Below are 25,837 nucleotides of genomic sequence, written 5' to 3'. Positions count from 1 at the left end.
ATCAATGGCTCGTTGGTTTGCAGAGTGCCTGGCCGCGCGCTACCGCTCACGTTCACGCCTAGGCAATGAGGGGAAAATTTAGGTATTCATGGTATTCATGGTATTCATGGTATTCATGGTATTCATGGTATTCATGGTATTCATGGTATTCATGGTATTCATGGTCTTACGTGACGGGCGCTCGCGTGTATGCCTCTTCTCGAGAGAAGCGCCGTCCGTTAATCTGGTTAATCGATGCTCGTATCGTCCGTGACTTCCGGCTCGTGTCGTGCGTCATCGGTGCTAAACCACCTTAACTGTGAATGAAGCTATGTCGGTCGGCTATGCTGCCGAGTGCGGCTAGGGTTCTGGAATGGCAAATGAGATAATCATTGAACCGGATTCAGCCTTTCTGTGTCCTTCCACCTCAACGCTTGGTCGGCCGCCGCCTGCGGCGATAACGACGAACTGACGCCCATTCGCGCGATATGTAGCAGGTGTTGCGTTCCCAGCTGCCGGTAGAGTTGTCTCCCACAGTAGATTCCCTGTCCGCTTATCGTACGCGCGAAATTTTTTATTTTTNATCAATGTGACGTCGCGCCGATGAATAGCAAACCGCCCGCAGTGACGATGGGCCCTCCGTAGCTTTCACTGCCAGTGTTATTAAATCCCTGGGCCGCCAACTCCGGATATTCACCAAACGGAATTCGCCACTCATACTGGCCGGTGTCAATGTTGATTGCATTCAGAGTGCCCCATGGCGGTGACACCGCTGGATAGCCATCTGGGTCCGCGAATTTCGAGAGCTCCGCAATAACGTACTGTGCTTGTTTTTTAGGGGAATCCGGCGTCGGCAACTTCACAGACAGATCGGTGCCATTCTCAAGAAACGTGACCAGAGCGCTCATCGCTGCTGGATCTGCCGCTAGCATTGGAAATGCTGGCATTCCGGCGCCGCCAGCGGAGATTTTTGCGGCTAGTTGAGCCGGCGTAAGCCTTTCTCCAATCCTGACTAGAGGCGGAACATCTGGCGGACTTCCCTCTCGTTTCTCCCCATGACAGCCGGCGCAACTATCGAGGTACAGTGTGCTGGCACTCCCTCCACCGCTTTTTTGCCGAAGCTTAACGATGAATGGCATTTCTATAGCGTTAACGTAGAGTACTGAACTCGCGGGGTCGAAGGCGCCGCCGCCCCACTCGGCACCCCCGCTTGTTCCTGGAAAAATGACGGTGCCTTGTTCGCTCGGGGGGTCCCAAAGACCTCGACTGCGCAGTGTCGCGAACTGCCTCGCCACAGCCTGAGCCGCTTCGGGGGTACGCTTAGTCAGCGTTTCGGCAGTGATGCGCCGACGCACAAAGGGCAGCGGTAGTGTTGGCTCAGTTTGCGTCATTGCGGTTCTGACGCCTGGAATGTCCGAAGGGAGCGCCTTCTGTTCTGTCAATGGAAACAGAGATTGGCCAGTTACGCGATCCAGCACATAGACGAATCCAATTTTGCTCGTCTGAGCAAGCGCATCGATCGTCTTTCCGTTGCGCTTGACTCTAACCAAGGTTGGGGGGGCCGGTAAATCCCAGTCCCACACATCATGTCGTATGGTTTGGAAATGCCAAAGACGACGTCCAGTCCTAGCATCGAGGGCAAGCAGGCAGTTCGCAAATAGGTTGTCTCCATCACCTACACCGACAAAGTCTTGCGGAAATGCTAAGGGGACGAAAACTATTCCGCGTGCCTCATCCAGTGACATGCCTGCCCAGTTGTTGGCGCCAATAGCGCTCTTCCAAGCGTCCTTCGGCCACGTGTCATATCCGAACTCGCCTGGTCGGGGAATGGTATGAAATATCCAGCGTAGCTCGCCTGTGCGAACGTCAAATGCACGAATGTTGCTCTGTCCGCCGCCAATAATAATGAGGTTTTGATAGACGACGCCGGGCGAAGATACCCTAGTTCCCACATACACACGTCCGTGTGAGCCGAAATTCTTGATTGGATGACCAGTGTTGGCGTCGACTGCGTAAAGGTCATGGTCGAACGTAAAGAATATCGTCTCATCTCGGCCGTCAGTCCAGTATGAAACACCCCTTCGCCAGTGCTCGGAGCCACCTGGTTGCCGAACTCTCGGATTGAACGTCCAGCGTTCGCGACCCGTTGCGGCATCGAGACAGATCAACCGTCCCAATGGCGAGATGAAGAATAGGCGTCCACGGATAATCAAGGGATTTGATTCGATAGTGGAAGCCGGTCCGAGCGTGTCCTGTGTGTCGTAAACCCATGCAATTTTTAATTGTTGAACGTTATGAATATTAATGTCGCGTAGCGCTGAGTAGTGAGTTCCCGCAGGATTTCCGTGATAGTAGGGCCAATCATCCCCGGCTGCGTACTCTGTCGGAGTTGATCTAGGTCTTCCTTCGGAACCGCTGCATGCTGTAACGAAGATCGCAAGATGAACATGGAGCAGAGCAGATACCGCAACGCTAAGTACGTGAGGGGGAGTTGATGAGCTACGAATCACGAACGCTCTCCTCTTGCCGGCCGCGTGGTGGGCTTCTAATGTGGGCGTGTTTGGATGTATTCATCTCCGTATCCGGCCGCAACAAGGCCCTGTTGCAAGGCTGGTTCGCCCGATCTGATTGAGCGATGCAAAACCCTGTCACTTCAGCGATTCGCGCCCGTTGTAGAGCGGTTCATGGAACTGTTTCAGCCATGTGGTCGGAGCTTGTATGGTTGCAGTATCTAGTAGTGCTGGGTGCTTGCTGGGAGGATATCTAATCTGTTATAGCCGACGTTATACTGACCCGTCTGGTCGAAGTGGAAAGGATTCATTTGGCAGGGAAAAGTGCGGTTCACGTGAGTCGCGGGCCTGTAGGCTCGATCCGTACAGAAATTGTTTTCTAGAGTGCATCGAGGATGCTCGGTCATACTGGATTGTTTCGACTGCTCGTGCGACAAATTGGCTGCATGAGCTATTCGGGATCAGTCTGGTGGATGGGTATGTGCAAGTGTTCAAAGTTGTTCGCTGATCTTGCGGTCGAGATCGCGGCGGGGGAGGTGAGCTTCTCGACGGTCCGCTGCAATTGGAGTTAATGCTGGTATGTGGCGAGGATGGGTCCAGTCGCGCCATGTGCATGCACTTCACGCCTTCTGAGCAGTTCGTGGACCGGCGCGCTGGGTTGTTTCTGCCGTCGAATAGTTCGGTTGCGGTGCGCGGGAGGCACTCTTCGATAGCGCGAATGCGGTGACTATCGAGGGGCTGTCAGAAATTTTGTGTGCGAGCCGGTGAAGATTCATGCGCTCAACACAAATCGATCCTCAAACTGGATCGCCAACCTTGGCAGCATGCCAGGAGATCGGCGGGTTCTTCCAGTTCTCCGCGAGATTGCGTACCGCCAGCCAAATCAGCTTGGTCGCCACCTGATCGTTAGGGAAGTGTCCTTTGTTCGCACCGCTTTGCGTACGCACGCGTTCAGCGACTCGATGGCATTGGTGGTGTAGATGATCCTGCGCACCTCGGCAGGAAAGGCGAAGAAAGGAATCACCGCTTCCCAGTTGCGCCGCCAACTTTGGGCAATCGCAGTGTATTTGCGCCCCCCACTCGTCCTGATCAAAGAACTCCAGCGCCACCGCTGCGCCCTCGGCACTATTCGCGCAGTAGACGGGGCGCAGCGCGCGTGCGATCGACTGTAGTGACCCACTGAACTCCTGCTCAGGTGTTAATCTATCTGGAGAGACATTTGAGCACATTGATGGACGACGAGATCAAACGCTGTGCGTGTTCCGACGGGGTGTGACCACCGATTCCGAATTGCCATGACCGAGGTTTCCGATTTGGCGTGACCGGGATTCCGATTTCATCGTGACCGGTTTGTGCGCCGCGGAGGGCGAGTGCCGGGTCGAGTGGCTAGTCGTCGCTATTCTTGGCCGATTTGCGGCCAGGAGAAGCGATGCCCACGCGAGCACTCACCATGCGCAAGATCCGCGACCTGATCCGCCTGAAGTTCATCACGCGCCTGTCGCACGAGCAGATTGCTCGGGCGCTGTCGATCTCCAAAGGGGTCGTTGCGAAGTACGCTGCGCGCATCCAGCGCTGCGGTATCGAGCCACGTGAACTGCTGCGGCTGTCGGATGCGCAGGTACTCGAGCACGTCCAGCCGCGCCTGAAGCGCGAGGTGTATGGTGATCGCGCGCCCGTGGATTGCGCGCGGGTACACACGGAGCTCAAGCGACCGGGTGTCACGCTCACGCTGCTCTGGCAAGAGTACGCCGCGGCTAACGCTGGGCGTGCCGCTTACCGCTTTTCCCAGTTCGCGCTTCGATATCACACCTACGTCGCTTCTCTTCGCCGCTCGATGCGGCAGATCCATCGTGCCGGCGAGAAACTGTTCATCGATTACGCGGGTCAGAGCGTACCGTACGGCAGTGAGGGACAGCGCGCTCAGATCTTCGTCGCCGTGCTCGGTGCTTCCAATTACACATTCGCATGCGCCACCGCGCATCAGCGACTGGAAGACTGGATCGGCGCATTGGTTCGCGCGCTCACCTTCATCGGCGGCGTGCCACAACTCATCGTGCCGGACAACGCGCGTGCGATGATCGCCCATCCGGATCGCTACGAGCCGCGCGCCTCGCTGACGGTGCAGGATCTTGCGCACCACTACGATACCGCGGTGTTGCCGGCTCGCCCGCGCCGCCCGCAGGACAAGGCCAAAGTTGAAGTGGCCCTCCAGGTGGTGGAGCGCTGGATCCTCGCTCGTCTACGCGATCATCGCTTCCAAACACTCGAAGAGGTCGATGGCGCGATCGGCGATCTGCTCGACTCGATCAACACCCGAGCGTTCCGACGACTGCCAGGCTCTCGTAAAAGTGCCTATGAGTTGTTAGATCGATCGGCGCTGAGGCCGCTGCCTGCGAGCCCCTATGAGTTCGCCCGCTATTACAAGGCGCGCGTCAACATCGATTATCACGTATCGATCGACGAGCACTTCTACAGCGTCCCGCACGCCCTCGTGCATCAGGACGTCGAGGCGCGTGTGACGGCGACTGCAGTGGAAGTCTTGCACCGTGGACAGCGTGTGGCTGCACACCGCCGCTCGTCTCACCGCTTCGCGCATACGACGGTGCCGGAGCACATGCCAGCAGCGCATCGAGCACATCTAGAGTGGTCGCCGGCACGGTTGATCCGTTGGGGCGCTCAACATGGACCGGCTTGCGCACAGGTCATCGAGCGCATCCTGACCACGCGTAAACATCCCGAGCAAGGCTATCGCGCGTGCTTGGGGTTGCTGAAGCTCGAGAAACATTACGGCGCGCAGCGTCTAGAAGCCGCATGCGTTCGTGCACTTGCGCTCGGCAGTCCGGCGTATCAAACCGTCGCCTCGATCCTGAAGCGCCGTGTTGAGAGCCTTCCACTCGCCGATGAGCCCTCGTGGAGCTCGCCCGAGCACGCCCATCTGCGCGGCCCAAAGTATTACCAATGATCCAGCCAGTCCTCCATACCGAAGGAGATGCGAATGATCGTGCAGCAGACCTTGACTCAACTACGTGCCATGAAACTCGATGGCATGGCGGCGGTCCTCGAGGAACAGATAAATTTTCCCACCAGCGCCACGCTCTCGTTCGAAGATCGCATGGCGCTGCTCGTGCAAGGTGAATCGGCGTACCGAGATAACCGGCGCCTGACGCGGCTACTCGCCAAAGCGAAACTGAAGTACGCGCAGGCGTGCCTCGAAGATCTGGATACTCGTCACAATCGAGGACTCGACACGCGCCTCGTCGCAACGCTCAGTCAGGGGCAATGGATCAACCAAGCTCAGACGTTGCTCATCTGCGGCCCGACCGGCGTCGGCAAAACGTGGCTGGCCTGCGCGTTCGCGCAGAAGGCATGTCGGCTGGGAAAGAGCGTGCTCTACGCACGCGTGCCGCGCTTGCTCGAAGAACTGCGCATCGCCCGCGGCGATGGCAGCCATAAACGTAGGCTCATCGCACTCGCCAAGCTTGACGTTCTGCTACTCGATGACTGGGCACTGCAGCCGCTAGAAAAATACGGGCGCGACGATCTACTGGAAGTCCTGGATGATCGCGCTGAACGGCGTGCCACCATCATCACCGCGCAGTTGCCCACCGAACACTGGCACGCCTGGATCGGCGAGCCGACCATCGCCGACGCCATCCTGGATCGGCTTCACCATCGCGCCCACCGCGTCACGCTCAAAGGCGAGTCTCTGCGCCGTGCCCGCGGCTCGAAAAATGCGCCTTCCGATTTAACGTGACCGACTCTGCTATCCTTCCTCTCAAGCACTACCACCCGTGCTTCGCCGGTCACAATAAATCGGAATAACCGGTCACCATCGTCGGAATACGCACGCTGGACAGCGCGCCGTAAGAGCGCGCTGGTTCTGGAGATTATCCAAGGCAAGACGACGGTGGCCGAAGCTAGCCGAGCTCACGACTTACCGCCTTCCGAGATCGAGAAGTGGATGGATGATGGCAAGCGCGGCGTGGAGAACGCGTTGCGAGCCAACCCACAGGATTTGCGCGAGCAGTATGAGAAGCAGCTGAAGGATCTGCAGGAAGCCTACGGCGAGGCGATGTTGGAACTGCGTGCCCGAAAAAAATTGCAGTCCCTGCTGGGCGAGGACGAGAAGTGATCGAGACGATCCGCTAGGGACTTAACGATGATGGCTACACCGTTTCGATCAGCCAGCTGTGCCGCTGGTTCGGCATTCCTCGTCGCACCGTGTACTACAAGGCGACGAAGAAGCCGCCAGTGGTACAGGAGCGATTCGCGCGGCCGATCAAGCAGATGATCGAGGAGAACCCATCGTTCGGCTATCGCACGGTGGCGTATCTGCTGAAGTTCAACAAGAACACCGTCCAGCGTGTTTTCCAGCTGATGCAGTGGCAAGTGCGCAAGCGTCCGGTCGGCTTCCGACCCCGCGTTCGGGCGCTGCCGTCGGTCGCGAGCGCGCCGAACGAGCGCTGGGCTACGGACCTGTGCCGAGTCTGGAGCGGTCGCGATGGTTGGGCGGTTCTCGCTCTCGTCATCGACTGCTGCACCCGAGAACTGCTGGGATGGCATCTCTCGCGCAGCGGTCGATCGCGGACCGCCGAGGCGGCGCTCGAGCAAGCATTGATCGCGCGCTTCGGCACGCTAGGACGCGTACCGGCACCATTCCTGCTTCGCTCGGACAACGGCCTGGTCTTCACCAGTCGCAGCTACACGGCACTGGTGCGAGGTTATGGACTTCGACAGGAGTTCATCACGCCGCATTCACCGGAGCAGAACGGCATGGTCGAGCGCGTGCTCCGCACGTTGAAGGACCAATGTGTGCATCGCCATCGCTTCGAGACGCTACAGCACGCAAGTCGGGTCATCAGCGACTGGATCAGCTTCTACAACAACCAGCGGCCACACCAGGCGCTGGCCATGAGAACACCCGCTGAGGCGTTCAAATTAGCAGCATGACCTGAGCAGGAATCGCTGGGTCATTACACGACTTGCGTTCTTTCCACGAGGGGAACTGCATTGAGTAACGAATCAGGTGCACGATGCAGGTCTGCACCACAGCGTTGGGAAATACCGCCGTGATTGCTTCGGGAAAGTCTTTTAAGCCGTCCCACCGCGATCAGGACGTCCTGAGTGCCTCGCGTTTTGATTTCGTTCATCACGCGCAGCCAGAACTTTGCGCCTTCCGTTTGCTCGATCCACAGCCCGAGCGCCTGCTTATGGCCCGATGGACGCACTCCGATCGCAAGATAGACGGCCTTGTTTTTGACCAGCCCTTCGTCGCGAATCTTCACGCGTAGCGCATCGAAAAACACGATGCGCATAGTTCGATTCCAACGGTCGAGCCTGCCAGGCGGTGACTTCATCGATGAGCGAATCGGTGGCGGTTGAGACCAGATCAGGCGAGATATCGATCGCGTAGATCTCGCGCATATGGCGCTGGATGCCACGGGTACTCATGCCACGGGCATAGCGGCGATGATCTTGTCATCGAACCCGGTCACGTCCATCTCCGCGTTGAGCATCCGTTCGGCCAGTGCCTTCTTCAGATCGCCGATGAGGCCGTCGGAATCTAGTGCAGTGCGGCGAATCGCGGCCTTCTAGCAGCTGATCCAATAGCTCGTTTGGGATCTCGCGTGTGTTCTTCTTTGCCATACTTGCTCCTTCCCCGCAGGGATAGTGTATGGCTCTACAGAAAAAACCAGACACTCCTATTGTCGAGCGTGATGACTCGGGTCCGCATGATTTCTCGACGGCCGGTCAAACGAACGAGCCAGTCCGAAAAAGGATCGGCAACCACGCCGCAGCGTGAGCTATGAAGGCTTCCGCTCGCGTCTGCGTATCAACTGCAACCTGGGCGAGAACAGTCGCGTTTCGCGCAAACGACGCTGCCCTCCATTGAGCATCAGCCCTTAGACTGATGCGCGCTCCATGCAGCTAAGATAGTGCGCTCACGTTGCATTGTTGCCTCTAAGTTAGATCCACCAAGTAGCTGCGCATGGCGAGCGACAGGCTGGTTCTTAAACCAAGTAAGCGTGTCGGCTCCGGTTTCGCAAACTGAGCGAAACGTCAGGCCCTTCGCGCGTGACTTGTCATTGCTCATTCGCATCAAGCCTGGGTACCCGAATTCCGTCGGGAACAGTGTAATTATGTCGATCCGAGGTTTCAGGTTCTGCTCTTGAAGCCACGAGAGAGGAATCCACGTAAGCTTTACCGCCGACAAGGTGGCGCCCCTCAGCGCGCCCAGCATCTCAGCCCAGCCCAGGGGCAGATCGGGGCCAACTGCGTTGAAAATGCCCGTCGCGCCGGTCTCCACCATTTGAATGGTCCATTCAGCTAGGTCGCGCACGTCGATTATCTGCACCTGCATGAGCGGATCACCGGCGGCAAGTATCTCGCCACCAGCCTCCATCCGTACGGCTAGATAGGTAAAGCCGCCAACGGTGTCGCCGGGGCCAGCGATCACGCCTGGGCGAATAATCAAGGTTCTTCCGTGGAATTGCTGTTCCGCTTCGCGTTCGCACAGTACTTTGAGCGGGGCGTACTGCTCGCTGAGCGTGGTAATCGAAAAGGGATCCGCCGCTTCTTTGTACTCCACGAGTTTGCTTTTCTCGTCGGTACTGCTGCGATTGCCACCTATGTTTTGGTAGACCGCCACCGTGGAAATGAACGTATAGTGCTTCACGCGGTCTTTGAGTGCTTCGCCCAGCGTGCGGACCCAGGCCGGGCCGTATGTAGCCAGATCTAGCACCGCGTCCCACTCGCGACTCTTGATTGCCTCAAGATCCCGGTTTCGATCGCCAGTAAGTTGCTCCACGCCTGTGGGGACTTCTGTCGAACTCCTACCGCGAGTGAACACCGAGACCGTGTGTCCTCGTTCTAGAGCTGCACGCACATGGTACGGTCCGATGAACCCGGTGCCGCCGAGGATTAGCATGCGCAGCGGTTGTGGTGACCGGACGGGATCTTGTGGCTGTGGCGGAGTGGGAGAGGCGACTTCACTGCCCGTGAGTCCTTGTGAACCTGCTAGGCCGAGAGTGCTGTTGCCCAAGGCGGCAGCCGCAGTTCGCGCAAGGAATTCGCGCCGATTCGGCATTGTGCTCTCCGGCTAATGGAGCGGGAAGAGGAGCGATGGATGCCTCAACTCAACTTTCCGCGGGTGGGTGATGACAACAAGACGCGCAATCTTGTAACGCGATTCTACAATTGCATAGAAGTTAGGCAAGGTTGAAGTTCTCCTGCGCGGTGTGAAGTCAACGAGGGTAGCATGCATTGTAACTACGGCCGTGTTCCTCGCAGTAAAGAGTGGTCGGTGTATGAGCTCGGCCTCCATACGCCGAGAAACCTGGGTGAAGCTCGGGACAGAAACGATGAGACTTGGGTCTCAATTGGTTGGTGGTAACTGAGGGGCGAGGCATGCGACACATTGAGTGAGCTTACTCCGAGCATGACTGTAGTCGGATAAGTTCTCTACAATGAGGTGGTCCAAGTGGATCCCATTGGTTGGGACTGCGGGCTGTTCGCGATAGCGCCCGTACTGCTGCTTTAGCGACTGTGCGGTCTGCATAGCCGGTGAACAGTGCAACATTTTTCGCGTGGCCCGGTCTATCGGCTAATGAGAAGCGGTCTACACCGTAGATGATCGACAGTGTCGATAGATCCAAGACAGGACGAATCACACTAGCGCGCATAGCGCTGGTTCGTCGAGTGCGACGACACCGCTTGGCGGCAATGGGGCTTATGAATGAGAGCTCATATTGGCCGTAAGACGTGCTTACGCGGATTGCAGAACTCAGGGGCGAATTCTCGCATGAGAATAGAAACAGTCTTGGCTATCACCCTGCTGTTGTTGTCTTCTGGATCCGCCTGTGGTGTGAGCGAATCTGCCAGGGGAGGTTCGGCGCTCGTGCGTGCGTCTGAAGCGGGGGCGAAGCTCGACTCCGATCTGATGAATGGAGGCGGAACTGACGATACGGTGGTTCTGCAGCGCGTGCTTGATCGTGCCAAGGGAGGTCGCGGACTACACCTAATCGTGGATGGCCCCGCATTGGTAAGTGGCCTGGACATCTATAGCAACAGCACGATCGAGTGCGTCGGAGGCGGTGGGCTCTACCTCAAAGATCGTTCCGGCCGCGCAATCGTTCGAAATGGGCACCGTTCGAAGGGAGAGGTGATTGATCGATGGATCAGCATTCGCAATTGCTTTTTGAACGGTAACGGCGATGGTCAGCCGATCCTCGGTCCCCCCCTCTCTACGTTTCGGGCGGCACAGGAACCGGATGGGACCTTCATGTCCGGATTACAGTTCTTCGGCGTGCACCGTTTGTTCGTGGAAAATGTGACCCTGTGGAACGTTCGATCCTTTGGCATCGGGGTGGCGAATGCGAAGTTTATCCAGGTCCGGAATGTTACTGTCGATATTGGCGCGCCACCGTTTCCAGAGGGTGAGGGGCTCAAGGCCGCCCAAGCATGGATAAAACGATACGCAGGAAATCGAGATGGGTTGAACTTCGCCGGGCCAATTCAGTACTTGACCATTGACGGTATCTTGCTCCGCACTTGGGATGATGGACTGTCTTTTCATACTGATATTGCTACCGCCAAAGAGAACGTTTTGGGTCCCTATTTAGGGGCGGGACCGATCACAGACGTGACTGTCAACAACGTAGTTCTCGCAGGGGCGTCTCACGGTGTTCGCTTAGAATCGTCATCCGAGCGCATGGATCGAATTGTCATCTCGAATATATCCGGAACGGCGCGTGAGCGAATGGCGGTGGTCAGTCCGATGTTCTTTCGGCAGAACGGCAATTTTGGCGCGATCATATTCAGCGATGTGACGGTCGACCTGATTCATTCTTATCCACGCTCAGAGCTATACGAACGGATCTTTAGGGATATCTCTCCGGAAGCCATTGCCGCGACAAAGCAATGGCATTCGAGCCCGGAATTTGATGTTGGCGAAGAGGTTGATCTGCCTTTTTTCTCGCTCAATGGCAGGATCGAAAGCTTGCAAATCCGTCATGTATCGACCAAAGGGACGGCTGGGCGACCACTGATCCGTGTCGGAAAGAACGCTTTGATCGAGTCTCTGAATGTGGATCTTAGCGTCTACGATCCACAATCTCTGGCGATGCCGATGAAGCTGATGGGGCGAGTTAAGCGTCTTACATTCTCTCTCGAGTGGGACGGTAAGGTCGCCATCTGGAATGAGGGAGGATCGATCGAACAGTTAAGGTGGGGGAGGAGAGAGTTTGAATGAAGCCCTCTGCGCGCGCGAGTCCTTTCATTGTAGGCTCCCGCACTGCTCGTGCGGGTTTTAGCGCGTTCTGCATGTTGAATTTTCGATCATCTGTCCAATTCTCGATCTGATGGCGGAAGGTCGTGGGCTCGACTGGTTTCCGCGACCGTGATCTTGCCGAGAATGTTCAAAGACGATTGGCTTTGTTTCGTTCCATGGGGCTGCGTGCGATTCCCCCGGTGGAGTTACTTCGAGCCTAAATGCTGATACTTGAGCGGTCGTTATCGCCGTCGGTACATTGTTGCTGTTCGTGAAGGTGGAGGTGCCGTGTCGGGGCGCGTGAGGATTGGCGTGTGAACTTACCGTTCAACGTGGAATGTGTAGGAGCCTGATCCGACCTCGAAAACCGCTTCATTGTGGGTGCGACTGATCGGGCGCAGATCCCGCCGACCTGCACCCTTGCCACGGCCTTCTTGTATCCGATTCTTCAATGACGCGGGCAGATGAATGCGTGCAGTAGTATTAGCGGGTATACGTACGTCTAGCGAAAAGCTGCCATCGGAATTTTGTGACCAATCGGTTGAGATGCGGCCCATGATTGAGTCGTAGTCGCCCCCTCCGGTCTTGACACGAGGATCGAGCACGGGACGAATGACGATCGTTTCGAACCCGGGTGTCCCCGCATCGATACCCGCGATGCTACGGAAAAAGAATCCCGATAGATTTGCAAAGTCAGAGTGATTCTTTTCGAAGTGGAGGACTTTGACACTCCCATCGGAAGTCGACTCATATGTACCATCCCAATTTTCCCACATCGTGGTGGCACCTTGGCGTACCATGTACCCCCACGAGGGAAACTCGGTCCTGAGCAGCAGCCCATACGCGAGGTCAGCAAAGCCTGTCTCGGTGAGGACCTCCAGAATGAACCGTGCTCCCAGCATTCCTGTCGTGAGCGAAACGCCACGGTGGCGCACGTCGCTCGCCAGGCGCTCCGCGGCGCGTTGTCGGACGCCATCAGAGAGTAGATTAAACTTCAGAGCGAGCACATGGCTCGTCTGGCTGCCACTGCCGACTGTCCCATCAGCGTGGACGAATGCCTCCTGGAAGGCGCGACAGACCCGATCGAAGAGAGCGCGCAGGCGCTCCGCGTCTGTGATGCGCCCGATTGCGCGCGCCATTTGCGACAGCAGATCGACCGAGTAGGCCCAGTAGGCCGTTGCGATCAAGTCCGTAGGCGTGGCCGGCAGCGCCTTGAACGCGAGCTTCATCATGCCGAGCGAGAACATATCTCCGAAGTCCCAGCTACGCCCGTTTCTCCAGAGATGGTCCGGATTGTGGTCCAGAATGAATTGGACGTGGCGATTCATTAGTGTCCAGTGACGCTCGATCACGTCGAGGTCTCCATATCGTTGCCAAGCGGTCCAGGGCAGGATGATGCCTGCCTCGCACCACCCAGGGGCGCTTCCCGGAAGATGGCTCTCAGCGCCGTTGCTCTGTGGAGTCGGAGCCATGAGGGAGAAGGCGCCACTGTCAGTCTGCTCATCGAGAATGTTCTCCATGATCCGGGATGTGAGTGCACACACGTCCATGTTGAAGGCAGCATCATCCCAGCAGAGTGCAGTGCACCCGGTATAAGGCCGCTGTTCGCGACGAGTCGCATCCGTGGGAACCGCTACAAAGGTTGAGCGACGCGTCCACACGTGGTTGCGCCAGATTTGCTCTATGAGGGGCGACGCGGTGCGGAGTCGGCCAGTCATCTTGAGATCCGTGTGGAGGACGACACCTTCAAGCTCATCAAGCGTCGGTGCGGCCGACAGTCCCTTCACCTGAACATAGCGAATCCCTCGATAGGTAAAATGCGGTTCGAAGATTTCCCCGGCCGCTTCGCCTTTCAGAATGAAAACGTCTTGTTTGCGGACCCCACTGTCGGAATAGGTTTGTTGGACTTCGCCTGAGGCTGCCAGCCATTCCGCTGATTGGAGCTCGATGCGTGTTCCACGGTCTCCTTTCACCTTAATTCGACACCATCCCGCAAAGTTCTGCCCGAACTCGAACACGTACACGCCAGGTGTGGGTTGGGTAATCGTTTTCGGCTTGAGCGTCTCCGTCACTCGGATCGGCGGGCTCACCTGGGCCACCAATCGGCCGGGCGGAGCCTCTGCCATGCGGGCCTTGTGCCACTGTGAAGCGTCGAATGAGAGGGTGTCCCAGCCTGGCTGCTCTCGACGTGCATCGTAGAGCTCGCCGCTCTGCATCTGCGACTCCAGAATTGCGCTTTCCGCAATCCGCCACTCCGGGTCGGTTGCGAAGATCCGCCGTGACCCGTCCCCAAAGATTATTTCCAACTGCGCCAGAACGCGCCGGGGCGGAAGTCCCCATGCGTAGCGATCGTCGAAGCTGGCATACCAGCCGTCCCCCACCGTCAACCCGAGCACGTTCGTGCCCGGCAGCAGGAGTTCTGTGACGTCATAGACCTGATACAGCACACGCTTAGCGTACTGCGAGATCTCCGGCGTCAGAAGGGCGTTGCCTACCCGGCTGCCGTTCAGTCGAGCTTCGTACGCTCCCAGTGCGGTGGCATAGAGGCGCGCCGTGCGCACCGGCTGATTCAGCGCAAAGGTTCGACGCAAGTGCATCGCGGGTTGTGCCGGCCAGGGCTGGTGCCCAATCGGCATCGTCTGGGCGAGCTCCCACGTCGTGTCGTCATACCCTGGTTGGTACCATTCGTCGGCCTGCGCGAGACGCGTTTTCCAGTTCGTCCGGCTGCCGATCCGGAGTGTCTCGCCATTCTCCAGATTGAAACGCATGAATACGGCTAGCCCATGCACCAAGTTGCTTTTGGTCATGGGCGTGACCCTGAGAGGCGTCGTTACATTTAAATCAGCTGTATGTACCTCCACCGCGATCAGATGCTCTCCGGCGCGCAGCGATTTGAACTCGCGCAATACCGTATCGGACTCCTTGATGCCGACCTCGTCGATATTGTCACTCCAGGCGCCTCGCCCGGCGATGCGCTCGCCATCGAGCCAGACCCGTCCAATCTGCGTGAACAGGACTATATCGTTTGTGATGGCAAAGAAATCGCTGGATTGCGATGCAGCTGGCAATTGAAACTTAAAGCGAAACTGGCGTGTCGTCTTATCCTGCGTTCTCGTACCCCAGATCCAGTGCAATCCCTCTTCCCTATCAGCCCGGTCGACCGCATTCTCAACGGCCAGCCATTGGGCGGTCCAATCCTGCGGATCGAGTAGCCCCATTTCCCACCAGGAGGGAGCGCTCGGGGGCGATGCCTCGCCGTGCTCATCCCAAACTTGCACGCTCCACCAGCAACGCTGGCGAGAAGCGAGCTCACGACCCTGATATGGAATCCCAAAGGACCTTCTCGAATTGACTTTGCCGCTGTCCCAAAGATCGCAGTGCCCTGCCCGGAGCGCCTCCTCGCTGCTGGCCACTAAAACGCGATACGCATTCTGCCGGACATTGCGGGCGTCTGATTCCAGTTGCCAAGAAAGCCGAGGATTGGGAGTCTCTAAGCCCAAAGGGCGATCTATGTATTCCGTTCTCAACTTAGCTACGCGTACACGAATACTTGATCCGAGCAATGGACGCCCTGGTACGCTTATGAGAGCGGACATTGCGCCGCCAGCAGTCAGGAACTCGCGCCGGTCGATCTTGGCAGGCATGGATTTCTCTACACCAAGGCAGCTGACTGGAATGCATAGGGATCTTGTTAGATTGGTTCTTGGGCGCGAGTGACCTCATGCCAAGAATTGGCCGGCTGGTGATTCCCAAGCTCCGCTCGAACGTCCGGGAAAAGCAGCGGTTCATCGAGCGGTCAATGCCGTGCATTGCCAGCAGGCTCTGCTTGCCGTCGGCTGCGTACTGGATGGGAATGTCAGATTTATGTGCTCAAAGGTCATAACTCGCGTGAGGAGGAAGCGGTCTCCTATCGAACAGCGAACTGATTCGTCGTCAGTACCTTGCAGTCGTTTATACTGAGACAGTCGGGCAGGAGCAATTCAATCGCCGCGTCATCGCGGGAAGTGACCGCGGCTCTAGATAATGTTTCTTAGTTGCATGTGCAGGCTCCATAGCGTCCGTAGTCTGCACGATAAGCTACGCATGCCGATGATCCCTGTCGACGCGCTGTCCGAGTACGGTGCGCCAATTCAGGGCAAACAGTGCCGGGAGCACGAGGAGGTGGGTAGACCGTATACGTAGTCAGACATCGAGGAGATGCTGAGCAGGCGAGTACGTAGTTGTCGCCTCGTGCGCTCTGCCTGCCCATCTGTGGGCGAAATGGACTAAGAAAATTCTTCTGCCGTAGCGGCGGCCAGAAAACTGGCAATCGCCGCCTATCATGTGCTGTCGAGAGAGAGGGAGTATGAATGGGTGCGACCGGCGTCATGGATGACTGAGGGCAACCGGGTCATACTGTGGCCCCGCTCGGCCGGGCGCGGCAGTCAGGAGGGGCGGGGCGGGGCATCAAGAAATTGCTCTATGCGGTTTGCCGCCGTTTCTGCTCCGCCGCTGCTCCTGATGATTTGCTTCATATGGGCAATTCTACTGGCGAGCGCTGAATCGCCCAACAACTCAGCTACCTTTTCCCTTATGGTATCAACGGACATCATTCTCTCTGGGAGATAGCCACCTAAGCGGAGTTCGGCTAGGCGGTAGGCCGTCTCTGCGTGAACTGGCATTCTAGGAATAACGAGCAATGGTACGCCGTAATACAGAGATTCCATGACGGTGCCCGTGCCTCCCTGAGATATCGCTATTGCTGCGTGTGGCAAAATCTGAAAGTTGAACGCGTGCCTGTTTAATTCAAAGTTATCTGGAAGCGAGCCGAGCAATTCATCCGAAACACTTGCTCCAGGAGACAGGATAACAAAAAAGTCAGATCCGGAGAAAGCATCGATCATAGCTCTAAAGTAAGTTGCGCCATCGTCAGCTTGCGATCCTGAGATGATTGCGATCCGTCTCCCCGCACTATGGTTCTTCCACTCCGAGCGGATAGGTCTAGTGAGGCATGGACCGACGAAGCAAAACCGATCATCGAATGAGTCCCCATGTGTCTGAAACTCACGAGGGATAAAAAATATGTTCAGGTCTTCCGCATGCGTAAGGTTGTTGCTGCTCCTGATGCCATATGCTTGCAAGAATGAATCGAGCACCTGCGAGAACGCAGGAATTGGGGAGGGATTCAAGAAGATCCCGTTCTCGCGAATAAATGTATCGGCATAGGGAGCAAAGTGAGGGCTAAGTTGAATGGCGGGACATCCAATACGAACAGCTAGCATTCGCCCCGCAAAACATGCGCGATCATACAAGACCAAATCCGGGGGGTTGTCTTTATAGAAGTTTTCCATTCGAGGTAATGCGCTTGCTGCGATAAGGAGGAGTAGTGGGCCAACGACAGATGCCCAAAAGGTATAAAAGTGCTGATCGTAGAATTCCGACGGCGTAAAGAACGACTCGGTATTTTCTACCTTCACATCTTTGATGAGAACGAGCTCTGCTCCTGCCAGCTTTACCTCAGGCGCGTAGCGATCGTTCGTGACGAAGGTCACACGATAGCCTCGCCTGACTAGTTCTGAACACAGGCCAAGAACAGGATACAAGTGAGCATTAGTCAAAAGCGTACAGATGGCGATGTGACGGTTCTTCATGATTTCCTCGGGTCTGTGTGCGGGTCCAGTGTGAGCAAGAGTTCGTAGGGCGCCGGGATGCGGCTTAGCGCGTGCCGCAGAATGATAAGGGCTGAAGGTGGGCGCGACGACGTGTCACCGCAGGATGGGTCCCCCACTTCTGAGAGATTGAGCCTCGAGCGGGTCTCCAGTGTTCACAGAAAAGATTCTTGGTCGCAGATGGTTCTTGTTCGTCAACGCCAGCGCCAGGATCATCAGCTAGCATCAATGCTTTCATATGCTCGCTCCGCGTGGTGGCCAGATCCAGATAAGGAGGTGTCGTGTTCTCGAAGAATCGACTGATTTATACCTACAATAGATAGTTACTGTCGCAAGAAGATCCGGCGAAAGAGCGCATAGATGTCTGTTGAGAGTTTAGAGATTTGAGAGTGCCATACTCGACGTGCAAGATGCTTGCGTTGAATGATGATATCGCTGCAGGCTCGGAAATCCGATGATCGAGCAATTCCAAGTTAGGATGTCAGCTAGTGGATTAATTCTGTTCTTACCTTCCAAAGTATCTATGTGAATGCACGATTTCCTCCGTTGAGACCCATCCGATTTCCTGGGTTGGGGACCACCTGATTTTCTGAGTTCGGGATCACCCGATTTCCTAGTGGGGACCACCTGGCGGAGCGCTTTTTCAGGCGCCGCCGGGCGCCAGGAGTGGTCCGCCGATGTCCAGAGTCGATCCGCCTGAGCCTGCCTGTAATGACCCAGTGAAAACCTGCTCAGGTGTTAATCTATCGGGAGAGACACTTGAGCACATTGATGGACGATGAGATCAAACGCTGGACAGCGCGCCGTAAGAGCGCGCTGGTTCTGGAGATCATCCAAGGCAAGACGACGATCGCTGAGGCGAGCCGAGCCTACGACCTACCACCTTCTGAGGTCGAGAAGTGGGTCGAGGATGGCAAGCGCGGGATGGAGAACGCACTGCGCGCCAACCCGCAGGATCTTCGCGAACAGTATGAGCGGCAACTGAAGGACCTGCAGGAAGCCTATGGCGAGGCGATGCTGGAAACTGCGTGCCCCGAAAAAAAANTTTTGCAGTCCCTGCTGGGCGAGAGCGAGAAGTGATCGGAACGATCCGCTAGGGACTCCACGATGATGGCTACACCGTTTCGATCAGTCAGCTGTGCCGCTGGTTCGGCGTTCCTCGCCGCAGCGTCTACTACAAGGCAACGAAGAAGCCGCCGGTGGTGCAGGAGCGCTTCGCTCGGCCGATCAAGCAGATGATCGAGGAGAATCCCTCCTTCGGCTATCGCACGGTCGCGTACCTGCTGAAGTTCAACAAGAACACCGTTCAAAGTAAGCGTCTGCTGAAGGCACCTTTTGTTTGTTGCTTATTCTGCCGCTTTGACCTTGCCGGCGACCTCGCGGGCAATGTTCCAAGGCAGCAGTTCTTCGATTCGATTGATCGGATGCTCGGCGATGCGCGCGAAGACCTCGCGCAGGTAAGCTTCCGGATTCAAGCCATTGAGCTTGGCGCTGCCGATCAAGCTGTAGAAGGCCGCAGCCCGCTCGCCACCCGCGTCGGAGCCTGCAAAGAGGTAGTTCTTTCTTCCCAAGGCGACAGTACGCAACGCGCGCTCAGCGGCGTTGTTGTTGATCTCAATGCGCCCATCCTGGCAGTAACGTGTGAGCGCATTCCATCGTGACAGCGTATAGCCAATAGCGCCGGCAATCGCAGATTTGCGAGAGGCCTGACGGACAGTGGCATGCAGCCAAGCGTGCAGCTCTTCTAGTTTCGGGAGCGCGCGCGCCTGACGAACGGCTCGTCGTTCTTCGGGCGATCTTCCGCGGATCTCTGCTTCGATCTTGTAGAGCACGCCGATACGCTCCAGCGCTTCGAGCGCGACCGGTGAGTCGGTGGCCGCATGGATCTCGAAGAACTTGCGTCGTGCGTGCGCCCAGCACGCGGCTTCCAGCAACGGTTCGTGCGACCGATCGTACAACCCCTGGAAGCCCGCATAGCCGTCGGCCTGCAAGGTCCCGCGGAAGTCTTCGAGATGCACCCGCGGCCGCTCAGCTTTGCGATCGGGCGAGTATCGGAACAGCACGGCCGGCGGGTCCGTGCTGCCGGCAGGCTGATCATCGCGAACGTAAGTCCATAGTCGTCCGGTCTTCGTCTTTCCGGTGCCCGGCGCCAGCACGGGGATCGGCGTGTCATCCGCATGTAGCTTGTTCGCAGCCATCACATAGCGGCCGAGCGCGTCAGTTAATGGCGCAATGACAGGTGACTCAGCGTGCCGACCCACTCAGCCAACGTGGAGCGATCAAGCTCAACACCCGAGCGCGCATAGATCTGGCTCTGCCGATACAGCGGTTGGTGATCGCAATACTTTGAGACCACGACGTGAGCGAGCAAGCCTGGGCCGGCGTAACCGCGCTCGATCGGTCTCGCCGGCGCGTTCGCTTGTACGAGACGTTCGCAGGACGTGCAGCTGTACTTGGGGCGGACGTGCCGATGCACCTTCCAATGCTCCGGGACGTACTCCAGGACTTCGGAGACGTCTTCGCCGATCGCACGCAGCGAGCCACCACACTGTGGGCAGTTGCACGTACCGGTGTTGGGCTCGTGGCGATGAGACTCGCGCGGCAGGTCTGCGGGTAATGCTTGGCGCGTGGGCTTGCCGGGAGCGCTGGCGGGTGTGACCGCTGCAGCATTCGGCTTCTCGGCGGCGTTCGCTTCCAGCTCTTCCAAGCTCAACTCCAGCTGGGCGATCTGCGCATCGAGTTGTTCGGAGGAGCGGCCGAATTTCATCCGCTTCAGCTGCGTCAGTTGCAGCTTCATCTTCTCGATCAATACATCGCGGGTGTGGAGCTGCGCGGATAAACGTTGTACTTGATCGTGCGCGGCGGATAGGAGCTTCTTCAAGCTCTCAACATCGTTCGGTAGCGAGTCCGCGCGAGGCATGCGCCAATATATCAATACGCACAGCGCTACGCCACACGCAAAGCCTAATAAACAAGCCACTTCACACCGCCAGCTGCGGAGACTCGGCCGTTCTCACAGGCCGACGCCAATCGATCCCCGCGAGCAGCATCGATAACTGTGCGGCCGTGAGCGCCACGCTGCCGTGTGAGGCTTGTGGCCATACGAAGCGGCCGCGTTCCAGGCGCTTCGCAAACAAACACATCCCATCACCACTCCACCACAGGATCTTCACGCGATCGCCGGCACGACCGCGAAAGACGAACAGCTGACCTGAGAAGGGATCTTCGGTCAGCTGCATCTGGACCAATGCCGCCAGTCCGTCGAAGCCTTTGCGCATATCGGTGGCGCCAGCGACCAGCCACACCTTTACGCCGGCCGGCAGCGCGATCATCGCAACGGCAACTGGTTGAGGATGCGATCGAGCACCAGGCGCTGAGCACCATACAAGCGGACGCGCACGCCATCGGGCAACACGAGCTCGAGCATCGATTCCGCAGTGTTGTCAGCGGTGCGCGCTCGGCGACGCTTGCCTCGGCCGGACGGAACTACTCGTTCGGTCGGGGTAAATGTCGGCGTCGCGATCTTCACGGGTAGCAGCGGCACCGGCTTGCCGTGCCGCAGACTCTCCAGCAGACCACTGCGATGCAGGCGCAGCCATCCGAACACCTGTTTCGCGTTCACGCCGTGATTGCGTGCGACCAAAGCGACCGACGCGTTCGGCCGGCTGGCTTCCTCGATGATCGCTAGCCTCTCCTCGAGCGTGCGCATCCGCCGAGATGTACCCTCGACGCTTGAATCGCCCGGACCACTCTTGGCCGAAGTGTCCATCTGAGCCTCACGTGGACACCTGAAAGGGTGTCGCCTTGAAGCTCAAGCTTAGTTGACGATTAGATAGGGTGCCGGCACCGGACGCCTATCGTTCAAAGGGTTTTCCAGCTGATGCATTGGCAGGTACGTAAGCGGCCCGTCGGCTTCCGGCCGCGCGTTCGAGCTCTGCCGTCGGTGGCGAGCGTGCCCAACGAACGCTGGGCAACGGACTTGTGTCGCGTCTGGAGTGGCCGCGACGGTTGGGCAGTGCTGGCCCTGGTCATCGACTGCTGCACCCGAGAGCTGCTGGGATGGCATCTATCTCGGAGCGGCCGATCGCGAACGGCCGAAGCGGCGCTCGAGCAAGCACTGATCGCGCGCTTCGGCACGCTGGGGCGCGTACCAACACCGTTCTTGCTTCGCTCGGACAATGGCCTGGTCTTCACCAGCCGCAGCTACACCGCGCTGGTGCGGGCTACGGGCTCCGCCAGGAGTTCATCACGCCGCACTCACCGGAGCAGAACGGCATCGTCGAACGCGTGATCCGTACACTGAAGGAGCAATGCGTGCATCGTCATCGCTTTGAGACCTTGCAGCACGCCAGTCGAGTCATCGGAGACTGGATCAACTTCTACAACAACGGCAGACCTCATCAGTTGCCGGGAATGAAGACACCCTCTGAGGCATTCAAATTAGCAGCATGACCTGAGCAGGAATCGCTGGGTCATTACAAAGACTAACAAGACCGACGCAGCTGACGCTGCGGCGACTTGGGAAGCAGCGCAAATGGCCAGGCATGGGCTTTGTTCCAGTCAAGAGTGAGCTGTAGCAGGGAATCCTCGCGCTCCACAATATGCCTTTCGATCGGCATAGTACGCGACCTGAGCACGCTATTCGTGGTCCTCGTTACCGCTCATTGACGTCAGAGAAAATGTGACTAGAGTCGGAACTCTCGATTCCAACACGGCTTCTCGAGTCAAGACAATAATGGCTTTAACCGGAGCGCAATTGCCGCTCGGAAAAGGGCGTTTGCCAAGGTGCGAGGAAGCAAGGCGACGAGAACAGGAATAAGCCCTGCGGCGCTGGTTGTCAATCGCGGGCGGATCCACAGCTTATACTGAACCAAAGAATAGCCCTGTTTGCCGCGTAGCCATAGTAGCGTGGGCACGTTTTTCCAAGGTCTCATTGTTTTAAGCGTTGCTTTAGCTGAGGTAGATAGTGCCAGCGAGTCCACAAGTGATGGCCACTTGTGAAGGAAGAGTTCCGTCCACATCGACGAAGCCGATTGCGTGTTGCCGAGGCGGTAGTTGATCAATGGCTCCGCAATGACTAGGGCTTCCCCCGGAAGATGATCCTGAAAGATCACGCCAACGTGGACGAACCAGGATCCGTAGTATCGTTCCCTGTCGCGGGCGATCCACATGCTTCGTTTCACGATGACATTCCCGATATTCCACAGGGTGTAGTCCAGCTCCACGAACAATCGATCCATTTCTCCCCGTTCATAGCGGCGGTCGGAGTCAAAGTTGATCCAGCGGGGGCGAATGACCTTAGACATACTGAAATCCCTGAGTTCCATGTTTACGATGAGTAGGCTTAAGTCCATAGACAAAGCCTCGAGGACTCGTGTTATGGCGTTTGGCTTCAGCCAGTCATCATCCGACATTAGCCAGCAATACTCGCCGCTGGCAAGCTCAACGGCACGGTCGAAATTTCGGTCAAGTCCCCTATTGGTTTCCTGTCGAAAGTAGTGCAGACGGTCGAAACGGCGAGCGTACGCTGCGATCAATTCTTCGGTGTTATCGGTCGATGCATTATCTGAAATTATTATCTCGCAGTCGCTGGTTGCCTGAGAGATAACTCTATCGAGTGTCGCTCCGAGGAAACTCGATCGATTGAACGTCGCGATACATATAGATAGCTTGCAGGAAGGTTGTTGCGTCATGGAATATCGCCTCGTTTGAGAGGGGGCAGGGAGCTTCTCGCGTTAAGATCGAGATGTGCGCGATGCTGGGAGGGACGGAACTATTCCCGATTGGCGGAGCACTGCATGCAGTGGAAGCAACGACCGAGAGGCGTTGCATAGCCTTTCGGGGGAGGCTCCACTGCGATAGCGGTGTACGCACCGGTAGTTTAGGTGCTGGTGACGCCACTGGCCCATCGTCAGGTCTGCTCCGAGGATGTACAGCGTGATCTTGATGTGGTCTTAAGCGACCTAGTGGCATGGCGCTAGGTCCCGTTTCAGATCAATCACCTAAGGCCGCCCTTGCAGCTTCTTCACCACTCACGAAAGCCTGATCCGTCCATGCGTGATCCCAGTTTCCGAATCGGCCGCAACACCGAACCTCCGCGTCACGGAGGTAGCCATGCACGACGCGCAGGGCAGCCATACGATCGAAATCGTAGATCACATTGGCGTATCGGCTCATGGCGGCGTCCGCGAGAAGTATTCGGTCATCCGCGCGCAGAAACCCGCAGCGTCTCAAGTCCTCGATCGTCCGCTCGATTAGATTCTGAGGAGAGCTGGCAAACGGCTTATACTTTTCGGAAAAATATATCTCAGCTTGAATTGTTCCACAGCCGACCGGTGCATTTTTGCTCGAGAATAGGTGCGGTAGATTAATTCTAGAGAAGATAACGTCTTCATCGTAGAAGTATGTGACCATCGCGTCAGAGAAGTCTGCGCGGCCCACGCCGAGATTTACCAGCCATACCGTACTGAAGGCAAGTCTCTGGGAGGCGGCGAGTACATCACCCGGGACGCCCTTCATGAGAGAAATCAGTTCTGGCAAAGGAATGGAGGAGATAACGGAGCCATACGAAATCGTCTCACCGTCTGCAAACTCTATAGCTTTTGCCACGGGATCGAGTTGGGTCAACCGTTTATTTAATTGAATACGGAATTGGCTTTCAAACGGTTCAAGGTAACTCAAGAAGCCGCCGGTCGACGGATATCTAAAGTGGTCAATATAGTTTGGAATAGGGGCCGTGCCAGGAAGCGCGGATCGAACGAGTTCCTGGATGGTAGGGCGGTACATGCGGGGCCCGATCCAATCTGTCGTCAGATTATCCATGTCAGTTGTGTGGTACTTCTTTCCATAGGCCATTGGGAAAGTCTTTGCAAATGTTGGGCCATATGCCAGATGTAGCCAGTCTGCATATGTTTGATGAGCAGGTGCGCCATTGCCAGATGCAGTTCCACAGGCGTCAAGAGTTTTGTAATCCGAAATTATTTGTACGATGAGTTCAGGTGGCAAATGGCGAAGATTGTTCTGTATAGGATGTGGTAACCGAAGTCCTTGCCAATAGTTATCGATAGTAAGCCGGTTCTCCACGAAGGCGCCACGCACGTTCTCAGCTAATACCTGTTGAACATGGGGGTTCTTGGTAAAGGAAATGTGTCCGCCCTCGTCAAAGATGAAGCCATTGTCGTAACGCAATGTTCGTGAGTGGCCGCCAACATAATTGTTCTTATCGTAGCAGGAGAACGATACGCCAGCGGAATCCAAGGCGTATGAGGCGCCAAGGCCTGCCATTCCAGCTCCAAGTACGACGAAAGGGACTTCTTCCATGACATCCTCTCAGAAACAGCGATGGGGTGACTATGTTGGCGGCGTAGTACTACACGAAGAGTGCAGAAGGAGCAATTAGGATCGTGATGTGTCTGGTGGCACACTACCCCGACATAACTTAACGAGCAGCGTGCGTCTCCAGTGAACGCCGCGGTCATCGGACCAGCTGACTCGACCTTCTCAAATACTCCACATCTGACACTGGTCGGATAGATGCTGAGCTATCGGAACAGTATCGTCAGTCGGGAGCGATTTGTTTGCAGCGTTGCTGTATCTGATGGATCCAGGGGGGGGCCTATGTCGTTGTCAATGGAGTTTCGGTGGTCGGCGGGCAGTAAAAAGTGCCGTCGCGAAGCATGGCGAAGAGCACATCGCAGCGCCTGCGCGCGAGTGCGATGAGGGCCTGATTGTGACGCTTTCCTTGACTGATCTTACGAGCGTAGTAGGCCCTCGAGATGGGGTCTCGCAGTGCCGCGAACGCCGACAGGAATAGCGCGCGCTTCAGTTGTTTGTTTCCCCGTCGAGAGGGTTGCTCGCCACGGATCGACGATCCAGAGCGTCGCGTGACCGGCGCACAGGTCGAGCATCGCGGGATGATCCAGATGTGGACCGACGGCGCGCTCCAGTGCCGGATGGATCTGCGTGAGCAGGCCACGATGCGATTGCTGGTTTGCGTGATCTGACTGGCGAGATCATCATCGAAGCCGCACAGCATCGTCAGCTCGGCGACGTCCTGATCAGCAATCTTCAGCGAACGAAGCGTGTGCGGCAGGCTGCGCCTTCTGCGATGGGGCATCGCGTGCATCGGTCTTGGCCTCACCGGCATGCAGATCAGCGATGCATCGCATCGCTAGTCCCGGCAGATAGGCGACGAGCGCGCCTTCATCGCGAGCGACAGCGACGGGCAGCGCACCGACGGTGGTAGGTTGGTCGATGACGAGCAAGATTGCGCCATGCTCTTTGAACTTGGCGATCAGCGCTCGCAGCTTGGCTTCATCGTTCGGCAGGGCGCTGTCGAGCAGGCGTTTGCCAGCACGGTTCAATGCGACGGCATGATGCGCGCCCTTGTAATGACCCAGTGAAAACCTGCTCAGGTGTTAATCTATCTGGAG

The 25,837-nt window shown here is 57.1% G+C and carries 17 protein-coding genes and 4 pseudogenes; 8 read left to right on the top strand and 13 right to left on the bottom strand.

Going from position 1 to position 25,837, the window contains the following annotated elements; translation table 11 throughout:
* Positions 1-339: 339 nt before the first annotated feature.
* From D0550_RS36895 to D0550_RS36020, 3 genes and pseudogenes are all read right to left on the bottom strand, one after another.
* Positions 340-567 (bottom strand): PQQ-binding-like beta-propeller repeat protein, encoded by a 228-nt coding sequence (locus D0550_RS36895; protein ID WP_161965939.1) that lies wholly within the window; start codon positions 565-567, stop codon positions 340-342.
* Complete coding sequence (locus tag D0550_RS19780) at positions 564-2,489, bottom strand: outer membrane protein assembly factor BamB family protein (protein ID WP_161965938.1); 1,926 nt, start codon at positions 2,487-2,489, stop codon at positions 564-566. Before D0550_RS19780 ends, D0550_RS36895 begins: the two co-directional genes overlap by 4 nt.
* 772 nt (positions 2,490-3,261) lie before the next feature.
* Positions 3,262-3,652: pseudogene (locus D0550_RS36020) on the bottom strand (transposase); the annotation flags it as partial.
* Between the two features lie 266 nt (positions 3,653-3,918).
* Between D0550_RS36020 and istA the strand changes: the two are divergent.
* The 4 genes from istA to D0550_RS19755 are packed head-to-tail and all read left to right on the top strand — an operon-like array spanning position 3,919 to position 7,439.
* Positions 3,919-5,451, top strand: coding sequence for an IS21 family transposase (gene istA, locus D0550_RS19770; protein WP_116810915.1), 1,533 nt, complete (start codon positions 3,919-3,921; stop codon positions 5,449-5,451).
* 33 nt (positions 5,452-5,484) lie between these two features.
* The gene (istB, locus tag D0550_RS19765) at positions 5,485-6,243 is read left to right on the top strand and encodes an IS21-like element helper ATPase IstB (protein ID WP_116810914.1); all 759 of its coding nucleotides are present in this window, start codon (positions 5,485-5,487) and stop codon (positions 6,241-6,243) included.
* Positions 6,244-6,297: 54 nt separating this feature from the next.
* On the top strand, positions 6,298-6,621 hold the full coding sequence (locus tag D0550_RS19760) for a DUF1153 domain-containing protein (protein ID WP_116810913.1): 324 nt from the start codon (positions 6,298-6,300) through the stop codon (positions 6,619-6,621).
* A 47-nt stretch (positions 6,622-6,668) separates the two neighbouring features.
* Complete coding sequence (locus D0550_RS19755; protein WP_206606423.1) at positions 6,669-7,439, top strand: IS3 family transposase; 771 nt, start codon at positions 6,669-6,671, stop codon at positions 7,437-7,439.
* A gap of 28 nt (positions 7,440-7,467) precedes the next feature.
* On the opposite strand, the pseudogene D0550_RS19750 reads toward D0550_RS19755, so the two are convergent.
* Positions 7,468-8,135 (bottom strand): annotated as a pseudogene (locus D0550_RS19750) (IS256 family transposase); the annotation flags it as partial.
* 250 nt (positions 8,136-8,385) lie between these two features.
* On the bottom strand, positions 8,386-9,417 hold the full coding sequence (locus D0550_RS19745) for an NAD-dependent epimerase/dehydratase family protein (protein ID WP_161965936.1): 1,032 nt from the start codon (positions 9,415-9,417) through the stop codon (positions 8,386-8,388).
* 891 nt (positions 9,418-10,308) lie between these two features.
* On the opposite strand from D0550_RS19745, the gene D0550_RS19740 reads away from it, so the two are divergent.
* Positions 10,309-11,739, top strand: a complete 1,431-nt coding sequence (locus tag D0550_RS19740) for a glycoside hydrolase family protein (RefSeq protein ID WP_153067238.1) — start codon at positions 10,309-10,311, stop codon at positions 11,737-11,739.
* A 338-nt stretch (positions 11,740-12,077) separates the two neighbouring features.
* On the opposite strand, the gene D0550_RS19735 is transcribed toward D0550_RS19740, so the two are convergent.
* Positions 12,078-15,401, bottom strand: a complete 3,324-nt coding sequence (locus D0550_RS19735; RefSeq protein ID WP_116810910.1) for a family 78 glycoside hydrolase catalytic domain — start codon at positions 15,399-15,401, stop codon at positions 12,078-12,080.
* Between the two features lie 780 nt (positions 15,402-16,181).
* Complete coding sequence (locus D0550_RS19730) at positions 16,182-17,387, bottom strand: nucleotide disphospho-sugar-binding domain-containing protein (RefSeq protein ID WP_116810909.1); 1,206 nt, start codon at positions 17,385-17,387, stop codon at positions 16,182-16,184.
* A gap of 777 nt (positions 17,388-18,164) precedes the next feature.
* Between D0550_RS19730 and D0550_RS19725 the strand changes: the two genes are divergently transcribed.
* A complete protein-coding gene (locus D0550_RS19725; RefSeq protein ID WP_116810908.1) occupies positions 18,165-18,485 on the top strand; it encodes a DUF1153 domain-containing protein in 321 nt (106 codons plus the stop codon).
* 266 nt (positions 18,486-18,751) lie between these two features.
* Here D0550_RS19725 and tnpC read toward each other — a convergent pair.
* The 3 genes and pseudogenes from tnpC to D0550_RS19705 all read right to left on the bottom strand — a co-directional run bounded on the left by tnpC (position 18,752) and on the right by D0550_RS19705 (position 21,174).
* Positions 18,752-20,325: pseudogene (tnpC, locus tag D0550_RS19715) on the bottom strand (IS66 family transposase).
* A 61-nt stretch (positions 20,326-20,386) separates the two neighbouring features.
* Positions 20,387-20,737, bottom strand: a complete 351-nt coding sequence (gene tnpB / locus D0550_RS19710; RefSeq protein ID WP_116810907.1) for an IS66 family insertion sequence element accessory protein TnpB — start codon at positions 20,735-20,737, stop codon at positions 20,387-20,389.
* On the bottom strand, positions 20,734-21,174 hold the full coding sequence (locus D0550_RS19705; RefSeq protein WP_116810906.1) for a transposase: 441 nt from the start codon (positions 21,172-21,174) through the stop codon (positions 20,734-20,736). The genes tnpB and D0550_RS19705 overlap by 4 nt, the downstream gene beginning before the upstream one ends.
* Before the next feature lie 111 nt (positions 21,175-21,285).
* On the opposite strand from D0550_RS19705, the gene D0550_RS36015 reads away from it, so the two are divergent.
* Both D0550_RS36015 and D0550_RS36890 read left to right on the top strand, forming a co-directional pair.
* Positions 21,286-21,696 carry a DDE-type integrase/transposase/recombinase gene (locus D0550_RS36015; protein ID WP_241520856.1) on the top strand — a complete coding sequence of 137 codons (411 nt, stop codon included), beginning with the start codon at positions 21,286-21,288 and terminating at the stop codon, positions 21,694-21,696.
* Positions 21,693-21,857, top strand: a complete 165-nt coding sequence (locus D0550_RS36890; protein WP_349770726.1) for an integrase core domain-containing protein — start codon at positions 21,693-21,695, stop codon at positions 21,855-21,857. Before D0550_RS36015 ends, D0550_RS36890 begins: the two co-directional genes overlap by 4 nt.
* Before the next feature lie 272 nt (positions 21,858-22,129).
* Here D0550_RS36890 and D0550_RS19695 read toward each other — a convergent pair whose 3' ends face one another.
* From D0550_RS19695 to D0550_RS19685, 3 genes and pseudogenes are all read right to left on the bottom strand, one after another.
* Positions 22,130-23,098 (bottom strand): glycosyltransferase family 2 protein, encoded by a 969-nt coding sequence (locus D0550_RS19695; protein WP_116810905.1) that lies wholly within the window; start codon positions 23,096-23,098, stop codon positions 22,130-22,132.
* Positions 23,099-23,399: 301 nt separating this feature from the next.
* Positions 23,400-24,725, bottom strand: a complete 1,326-nt coding sequence (locus D0550_RS19690; RefSeq protein WP_116810904.1) for a protoporphyrinogen/coproporphyrinogen oxidase — start codon at positions 24,723-24,725, stop codon at positions 23,400-23,402.
* 295 nt (positions 24,726-25,020) lie between these two features.
* Positions 25,021-25,819: pseudogene (locus D0550_RS19685) on the bottom strand (IS110 family transposase).
* Between the last annotated feature and the right edge of the window lie 18 nt (positions 25,820-25,837).

It is taken from the genome of Steroidobacter cummioxidans, from assembly GCF_003104955.1.
This window is presented reverse-complemented; position numbering and strand designations above follow the sequence as displayed.